Annotated in this window: 8 protein-coding genes; 3 read left to right on the top strand and 5 right to left on the bottom strand. The window is 64.6% G+C overall.

Features of this window, described 5'->3' with window-relative positions:
* Window positions 1-349: 349 nt before the first annotated feature.
* Window positions 350-1,807, top strand: coding sequence for a glycine betaine/L-proline transporter ProP (proP, locus tag VMJ11_RS14110; protein ID WP_414694396.1), 1,458 nt, complete (start codon window positions 350-352; stop codon window positions 1,805-1,807).
* Window positions 1,808-1,880: 73 nt separating this feature from the next.
* Here proP and VMJ11_RS14105 read toward each other — a convergent pair whose 3' ends face one another.
* From VMJ11_RS14105 to VMJ11_RS14085, 5 genes are all read right to left on the bottom strand, one after another.
* Window positions 1,881-2,360 carry a metallophosphoesterase family protein gene (locus VMJ11_RS14105; RefSeq protein WP_325620011.1) on the bottom strand — a complete coding sequence of 160 codons (480 nt, stop codon included), beginning with the start codon at window positions 2,358-2,360 and terminating at the stop codon, window positions 1,881-1,883.
* A gap of 111 nt (window positions 2,361-2,471) precedes the next feature.
* Window positions 2,472-2,846, bottom strand: coding sequence for a cupin domain-containing protein (locus VMJ11_RS14100; protein WP_325620010.1), 375 nt, complete (start codon window positions 2,844-2,846; stop codon window positions 2,472-2,474).
* Window positions 2,847-2,890: 44 nt separating this feature from the next.
* Window positions 2,891-4,078: a mercuric reductase gene (locus VMJ11_RS14095; RefSeq protein WP_325620009.1), complete on the bottom strand. Its 1,188-nt coding sequence runs from the start codon at window positions 4,076-4,078 to the stop codon at window positions 2,891-2,893.
* Between the two features lie 339 nt (window positions 4,079-4,417).
* On the bottom strand, window positions 4,418-4,627 hold the full coding sequence (locus VMJ11_RS14090; protein ID WP_325620008.1) for a hypothetical protein: 210 nt from the start codon (window positions 4,625-4,627) through the stop codon (window positions 4,418-4,420).
* 239 nt (window positions 4,628-4,866) lie between these two features.
* Window positions 4,867-5,481: a glutathione S-transferase family protein gene (locus VMJ11_RS14085; RefSeq protein WP_325620007.1), complete on the bottom strand. Its 615-nt coding sequence runs from the start codon at window positions 5,479-5,481 to the stop codon at window positions 4,867-4,869.
* Window positions 5,482-5,968: 487 nt separating this feature from the next.
* Between VMJ11_RS14085 and VMJ11_RS14080 the strand changes: the two genes are divergently transcribed.
* On the top strand, window positions 5,969-6,217 hold the full coding sequence (locus VMJ11_RS14080) for a hypothetical protein (RefSeq protein ID WP_325620006.1): 249 nt from the start codon (window positions 5,969-5,971) through the stop codon (window positions 6,215-6,217).
* Between the two features lie 341 nt (window positions 6,218-6,558).
* Entirely contained in the window at window positions 6,559-6,831 is a 273-nt protein-coding gene (locus VMJ11_RS14075) for a hypothetical protein (protein WP_325620005.1), read from the top strand.
* Window positions 6,832-7,480 lie beyond the last annotated feature (649 nt).

The following is a 7,480-nucleotide window of genomic DNA, read 5'->3' as shown; positions in this document are numbered from 1 at the left end:
CCGAATGCGCATTTGACAAAAAGAACGCTCCGCCACGCGGGCTTCTTTTTCGTTTCAGCGGCGCTTCACTTTGGCACCTCGTGCCGGTCCAGCGTCCTCATGCGCCCTGCCCCCCATCCACGGCCACGCAGGCGCAACGTTAAACACAATTTGTCCGAGTGTCGTTTCGCGACACTTCAGCATTGCTTTCGTGCGCCGCTCGCCTTGTGCGATGCACCATCGGCCCGTCCTCGTCTCTGACGCAAAGTGACGTGCCGTGCGCGAAATGTCGCCGCTATCGCGAAACGGTACTCTCCGGCAACCGTGGCGGGCCCTCGTGGGTTCGTCGCAGTCATTGGAGATGCAGACCTTGACCGCTTCCACTTCCGGCGCGTCGGCCCAGACCGACCTTACCCTCGACGACATCACGATCGTCGACAAAAGCCTCCTCAAACGCGCCGTCGGCGCCATGGCGCTCGGCAACGCCATGGAATGGTTCGACTTCGGCGTGTACAGCTACATCGCCGTCACGCTCGGCCAGGTGTTCTTCCCGTCGAGCAATCCATCGGCGCAGCTGATCGCCACCTTCGGCACGTTCGCGGCTGCGTTCCTCGTGCGCCCGATCGGCGGCATGGTGTTCGGGCCCCTCGGCGACCGCATCGGCCGCCAGCGTGTGCTCGCGATGACGATGATCATGATGGCGTGCGGCACCTTCGCAATCGGCGTGATCCCGTCGTACCACTCGATCGGCATCGCCGCGCCCGTGCTCCTGCTCGTGGCGCGCCTGATTCAGGGCTTTTCGACAGGCGGCGAATACGGCGGCGCGGCGACCTTCATCGCCGAATTCGCCACCGACAAGCGCCGCGGCTTCATGGGCAGCTTCCTCGAGTTCGGCACGCTGATCGGCTACGTGTTCGGCGCGGGCACGGTCGCGGTGCTGACCGCCGTGCTCCCGCACGAGGCGCTCCTCGACTGGGGCTGGCGCGTGCCGTTCCTCGTTGCGGGCCCGCTCGGCCTCGTTGGCCTCTACATCCGCACGAAACTCGAGGAAACGCCTGCGTTCAAGCGCGAAGCGCAACTGCGCGAAGCCGAAGAGCACGCGCGCCCGAAGCTCACGATGCGCACGCTGCTCACGCAGCACCTGCGCCCCTTCCTGCTGTGCGTGGGTCTCGTGCTGATCTTCAACGTGACCGACTACATGGCGCTCTCGTACCTGCCGAGCTACCTCTCGGCCACGCTGCACTTCAACGAGACGCACGGCCTCTTCCTCGTGCTGATCGTGATGGTGCTGATGATGCCGATGACACTCGCGTTCGGCCGCCTGTCCGACGCCATCGGCCGCAAACCGGTGATGCTCGCGGGCTGCGTGGGCCTGATCCTGCTCTCGATCCCGTCGCTCATGCTGATCCAGACGGGCACCCTCGTGCCGGTATTCTTCGGTCTCCTGATTCTCGGCGCGCTGCTCTCGTGCTTCACGGGCGTGATGCCCTCGGCGCTACCGGCGCTGTTCCCGACCGCGATCCGCTATGGGGCGCTCGCCATCGGCTTCAACGTCTCGGTGTCGCTGTTCGGCGGAACGACGCCGCTCGTGGCGGCATGGCTTGTCGAGCACACGCAGAACCTGATGATGCCCGCGTACTACCTGATGGGCGCGGCGGTGATCGGCATCATTTCGGTGTTGGCGCTGCATGAAACGGCGCGCCGTCCGCTGCCGGGTTCGGCGCCGAGCGTGAGCACCAGGGCAGAAGCGCATGCGGTACTGCGCGGCGTGCGTCTCGCGCGCGAACTCGACGACGACTACGCCGTCGCCAACGCCGTGCGCGCGTAATACACGTCGCTCCCGTTTCGCCTGCGTCGAAAGGCCAGCCTCGCGCTGGCCTTTTTTACGCGCGCACGCTGCGCTATTCGACGAGTCTGCTGTGCTCGACTTGCAGCGTGCCGTTCTCTGCGATCGTCAACATCGCGGCCGTAATGGGCAGCTTGAAACGCCGTGGGCCCGCGCTGCCGGGATTCACGTACAGCACGCCCTCGCGCGTTTCGAGCGAGGGCTTGTGCGAATGCCCGCTCACCACGACGGCAATGCCCTCGGCGACGGGATCGCCGCGCAGGTCGGGCAACTCGTGTACCACGGCGAGCCGCACACCGCCCACTTCGAGCGTGGTCTGCACGGGCAGGGACTCGGCCCAGGCGCCGCGATCGTTGTTGCCGCGCACGACCGTCAACGGCGCGATGGCCGCGAGCGTGTCGAGCACGGACGGCTCGCAAATGTCGCCCGCGTGCACGATGGCATGCGAGCCCACGAGGAAAGCGAGAAGCTCGGGACGCAGCAGATTGTGCGTATCGGAAACCAGCGCGACGCGCAGCGGCGATTTCGTGGGCATGGTGTTTCGGTTCGGTCCAGCGAAGATGTGAAGGAGTTGGATGGGATTATCGTTCACGCCTTGAGCGCTCTGATCCTCGTCGGCAAACTTGCGCCGCGCGCGCCACTTCGCTTACTCGCCGGCACCACGCTCCTCGCCCTGCGCGCTGAAATACACCGCCAGCCACACGCTCGGGACGGTCGGATCGGTCCACGCCACGCGGTGCCTGCAGTGCGCCGGAAGATGCACGTAGTCGCCGGGCAGCAGACGCCGCGCCGGCTCGCCGGCTTCCTCGAACTCCAACGTCGCGGCGCCAGATAGCAGCACCACCCATTCCTCGCGTGCGTCGTCGTACCAGAAGCCGGGCGGGCTCGCCTGCCCGGTCGAGACGATGCGCTCGACCAGCACCCCGCCGCACGCTACGAGCGTATCGAACCGCTCGCCGGTGGCATCGCGGACGATGCCTGCATAGAGATTGCCGAATGTGGCAGGCGCTGGCTCGTTCATTTGCGCGCTTGTTTATGTCTACGTTTGTGTGTTCATCTGCGCGCTCATGCAAGCGGCTTCAGGCCATCGAACAGCGTCGGCACCAGTTCGCTCACCGTCGGGTGCACGTGTATCGCGTATTGCAGTGTCGTGTAGGGCGCGTCGGCCGTCATCGTGTCGATGAACGTGTGAATGGCCTCGTCGCCCGCGATGCCGAATATTGCCGCGCCGAGGATGCGCTTCGTCTGCGCATCCACCATCGCCTTCATGAAGCCGTCGGTCTCGCCACGCTCACGCGCGCGGCCTACGCGCGACATCGGCATCTTCGCGATGAGCGCGGGCTTGCCGCGCTCGCGCCCTTCGCGTTCGCTCAGGCCCACGCGCGCGAGCGGCGGATCGACGAACACCGCGTAGGCGGGAATGCGCGTATTGGCGCTGCGCTGCGCGCCGTCCAGCAGATTCGCAGCGACGATCTGGAAGTCGTCGTATGAAGTGTGCGTGAATGCGCCGCGGCCATTCACGTCGCCGAGTGCCCAGATGCCCTCCGTGCGCGTGCGCAATTGACCGTCGACCGCAATGAGGCCGTGCACATCGCACTCGATACCCGCTGCCCTGCCGAAGCGGCGGAACATCTGCGCGAATTCGAGCGCCACGTAGCTGCCGCCGCAGATCGCCAGATGCTCAGGCAACTGCTCGAGCGCGAGCAGCGTCGAATTGGTTTCGTAGCGGATCGTGTCGAGCCCCGAAATCGCGGGAATTTGCGCGCGCGTGCCGGTATTGATGAAGATCTCGGGCGCTTCGAGATCGAGCTGCGAGCCGTCGCGGGCCGCCGCGCCCGTGAAGCGGGCGTGGCCCTGCAGCACCGTGACGTTCGGCGTGTTGCGCAGCCAGCGCTCGACGCCTTCGCGCGAGGCGCCGATGATGCGCTCCTTGCGCGCCTTCACGAACGCGAGATCGACGCGCACATCGGCCGCGCTCGTAGTCCCTGCGCTCGTGGCCGCTATGCCCGTTGCGGCTGCCTGCACGCCGTCGCCTATCCGCACGCCGTAGTCCGCGGCGTGACGCGCGACGTGCGCGGCGCGCGCGCAGGCGACGTGGGCCATGGTCGGCGTACAACCGACGTTCACGCAGGTCCCGCCGAAAGACGCACGCTCGATCACCGCCGTATTGCGCCCGCTCTGCCCGAGCCGCACGGCGAGCGGCGGCCCGCTCTGCCCCGTGCCGATCACGATCGCATCGAACCGTTGTGCCATGCCGCTCTCCCTTGTTGCTGCAGCGAATTGAGCCGATGAGTCGCGAAATGCGAGAAACGCCACTCGCGCCATCCTACGCGCGGCGAGTGGCCGCCGCGCGTTGCACGCCGGATGCGTGACGAAGGAGAGCGAGCACGCAAAAAAAGAGCCGCCTCGCACGTCGAGGCGGCTCACAGGGTGACGTCACAACAGCAAATGGGCAATGCCGCTGCGCATCAGGGGGATCCGCGAACGCGCCGCGCGCTTGCGTCGGGCGTTCGGTCAATGCGATTTCGGTCGTGTAATCGGGGATTGGGACTGTCAGCGCATGCGAGTGCGCACGTAAGAATGGCGCAAAGCTCAGTGCACGCAATCGGTCGGCACGGATTCCGCGTGACCGGCGTTCCAGAGCTCGCGCGAGCGCTGGAACGCGGCGCGCGCACCGCGCGTCGCCACCATGAACCCGACTTGCCCCATGTTGAAGTCGACCGACACCATCAGCTGCATCAGGTCCACCATCGGCAGGACCAGCGCCGGCTGATACAACTGTCGTTCGATAAAGGATTTCATCACCGCTCCCGCTGCATGCCCCGCGTCGTCCTGACGCAGGGTCATTCAATGGTTGTCATTCTAGGAATGCAGCGGACGCTGATAAATGGGCTGTCGGCGAAGTCACTTGTCGAGAATCGCAAACAATCGATGAGATCGGCGGGAAAAATTCGGGGGGCATGGCCCTGCGTCGCGCCTGTGGTGGCCGGGCAAGGCTTCCGGCCCCTCCATGCGTGGCGCGCCGCCGCAGCGCAAGCGGTTTAGACGAGCGGTGTGGCGACGAATTCCGGCAGCGTCTCGGTGCGCGCGCCAAGCGCGGCGATCGCCGGATATCGTGCCGGATCTACGCAGCCGGGCAGGATGTGCTGATTGAAACGCCAGGCGACCGCCGTCGTGATATCGGCCTGAGTGATACGGCCCGCGCACAGCCACCCGTCGCGGCCCGCCACGAGCTGGTCGAGCACCGCCCATGCCGCGTGCATCTGGGCGTTCACGCGCTCGAACCACGGCTCATGCTGACGCTCGGCGGGACGCAGCTCGCGCTCGTAGACCTGTTGCACGGTCTTTTCCATCGCGGCCAGCGCAAAGCCGTTCACGCGCAGCGCGAACGTGCGTTCCTGCGTTTCCTCCGGCATGAGCCGCCGCGCGGCCGGTACTTTGCGGTCCAGATAGTCGAGGATGAGTGTCGAATCGATCAGCTGGGTGCCGTCGTCGTCGACGAAGGTCGGCGCCTTCACGACCGGATTGATCCGGGCAAATTCGTCGTACTGCCGAAATACCGAAATGCTGCGATGCTCGAAGGGCAGCCCGAGCACGTGCAGCGAAATCGCGACGCGGCGGACATACGGAGAGTCCATCATGCCGATCAACTGCATAGGTTCACCTCGCACAGGAAAAAGGGGTCGGGCGTCGATCTTGCAGGAAGCCCTCGCGCTTTTCAAGACGCGCCATGCGGCACGTGGCATCCAACATGGCACTAGGGCGATTTTCATTTCCAGCCAGCGAGAACGCCGGTCGCGTGGAGGTTTTTGCACGAGTGATTGTGCAAAAACACACTATGACGGTGTGCTACGCCCTCCTCACCGCTCAACGCGACTACATTCGTTAGCTGACGTCCGATCTGACGCGTCGCGGCATTGTTGCGACGCAGCGCCTCCCCCCGTGCAGAACTGCCTTTTCACAGCACCGCGCCAATCAAGGCGAAGCGGCACGCGAGGAGCAAGCAAAGGATGCCGAAGCATTACGCAGAGAGCATGAAATGGCGCTTTTGCGCGCCGCATGTGCTGCGGTGCATCGCCGGGAAACTCCTGGATTCGGACGCCGAACGGCTGAGATAGTCTCAATGCACAAGGAGACGAAATCATGAGACAAGCATTCAATGTTGGCGTCGTCATCGTCCTCGCACTCCTCCTCGCGAACCGTGCCATGACACGTGTGCAGGCTCACGAGGCTGGCTCGCTTACCTGCGCCCAGGGCTCCGAACTCGTAAAAGCCGAAGCACTCGTGCACGGCTTCGGCGAACGCGGCGCCCGCAGCCAAAGTGAAAACTTCCTGTCCTCCTGCCTCGTCTCCGGCCAGGGCCAGGTCGGCGATCTGATCGCCCACGACTGAGCCCGCTGGCAGCCCCTTCTGTGGGCGCCTTTTGGTCGTGCACCGGTATGTGCGCCGCGTGGCAGCCGGCGCGCGGTGCAATGCTCGCCTGCGCAATCGCTCGCAGGAGGCACTCCTGACCGGTAGGCCCATTCCCTTGCATCGCCCGGCGGCGGGGCGCCATAACGCTAGCCGCCGCGCTCCCCGAGGCCCGCGTGCGCGCGGGCGCGGCCACTTGCCAGCGCACCAGGCAAGCCTGGTGCCCCATTGGATGCCGCTGGGCAAGCGCGCATGCCATCGTTCTTTCCGGTTGCCAATGTCCGGGGTTGGCGGCGAGAATGCTCGCGGACCACGGAGAATCTATGAAAGGGTATGTCCTGTTGCTTGGAGTCGGCACGCTGGCGGCGTGTACATCGGTAACTGCCGTCAATTCGAGACAGGACGGGCACCTCACCGTTACGAGCCGCGCGCGCTGGGATATCGTCTCGTGGAACCACGTTCGCTCGGCTGGGCTCCACAAGGCGCAAGCCTACTGCGAGAAGCAAAAGAAGCAGATGCATGAGGTCGAGGTCCACAGCGAAGGCCTGCGCGGCGTGACGTCGCAGACAGTAGAGGTAATATTCGACTGCATTTGAAGCAGCATCCGCCTTTCCCCCTCCAGCCCCACCAGACGGGCGTTCCAGCCCGCTTCACCTCCCCCTCCCAGTCAATTGACCTGCGATAGTGCGGCAAAATGCTGTCGTTGACCCTGATATGCAAATTGCATGCTCACACTAAACTGAGGATACATTTTGTTACATTGGAGGCCGAATTCGATCATGTTGACCGTCTTCTTCATCGCCTGCCCCTTTGGTATTGCGGCTTTGTTCGGATTCGCGCGTCTGATCGATCCCTACACCGGAAAAATCAGCAATCGTTGAGTGCGCAAGCGCCTTGTTGCGCCGTCGCGCCCGACTGAGCTTTTCATGCCGCCGGTCGCCGCGGCTGCCATTGTCCTTTCCGAAGTGCGCTGGCGGCGCCCTCCGCCCGTTTCCCGCCTCGCAGTCGTGTGAGTTTGAACTGAATCCGTAGCACCATTGAAAAACCCGCGAAGCGTCGCGCTATCGCGGGTTTCAGGACTTCAGCCGTATTCGCTGGAACAACTGGTGCCGGGGACCGGACTCGAACCGGCAAGCCGTAAGGCGGCGGATTTTCGTCACACCACGTCTTTCGACGCCACGTGCCCTCGCATGGGCGCGCGTTCGTGCGCTGGACTATGCCTTCGCCGTCGCTGCACGCTGCGTT

Origin of the sequence: Paraburkholderia sp., assembly GCF_035501035.1 — a bacterium.
In the GTDB taxonomy this organism is placed as follows: Bacteria; Pseudomonadota; Gammaproteobacteria; order Burkholderiales; family Burkholderiaceae; genus Paraburkholderia.
This window is presented reverse-complemented; position numbering and strand designations above follow the sequence as displayed.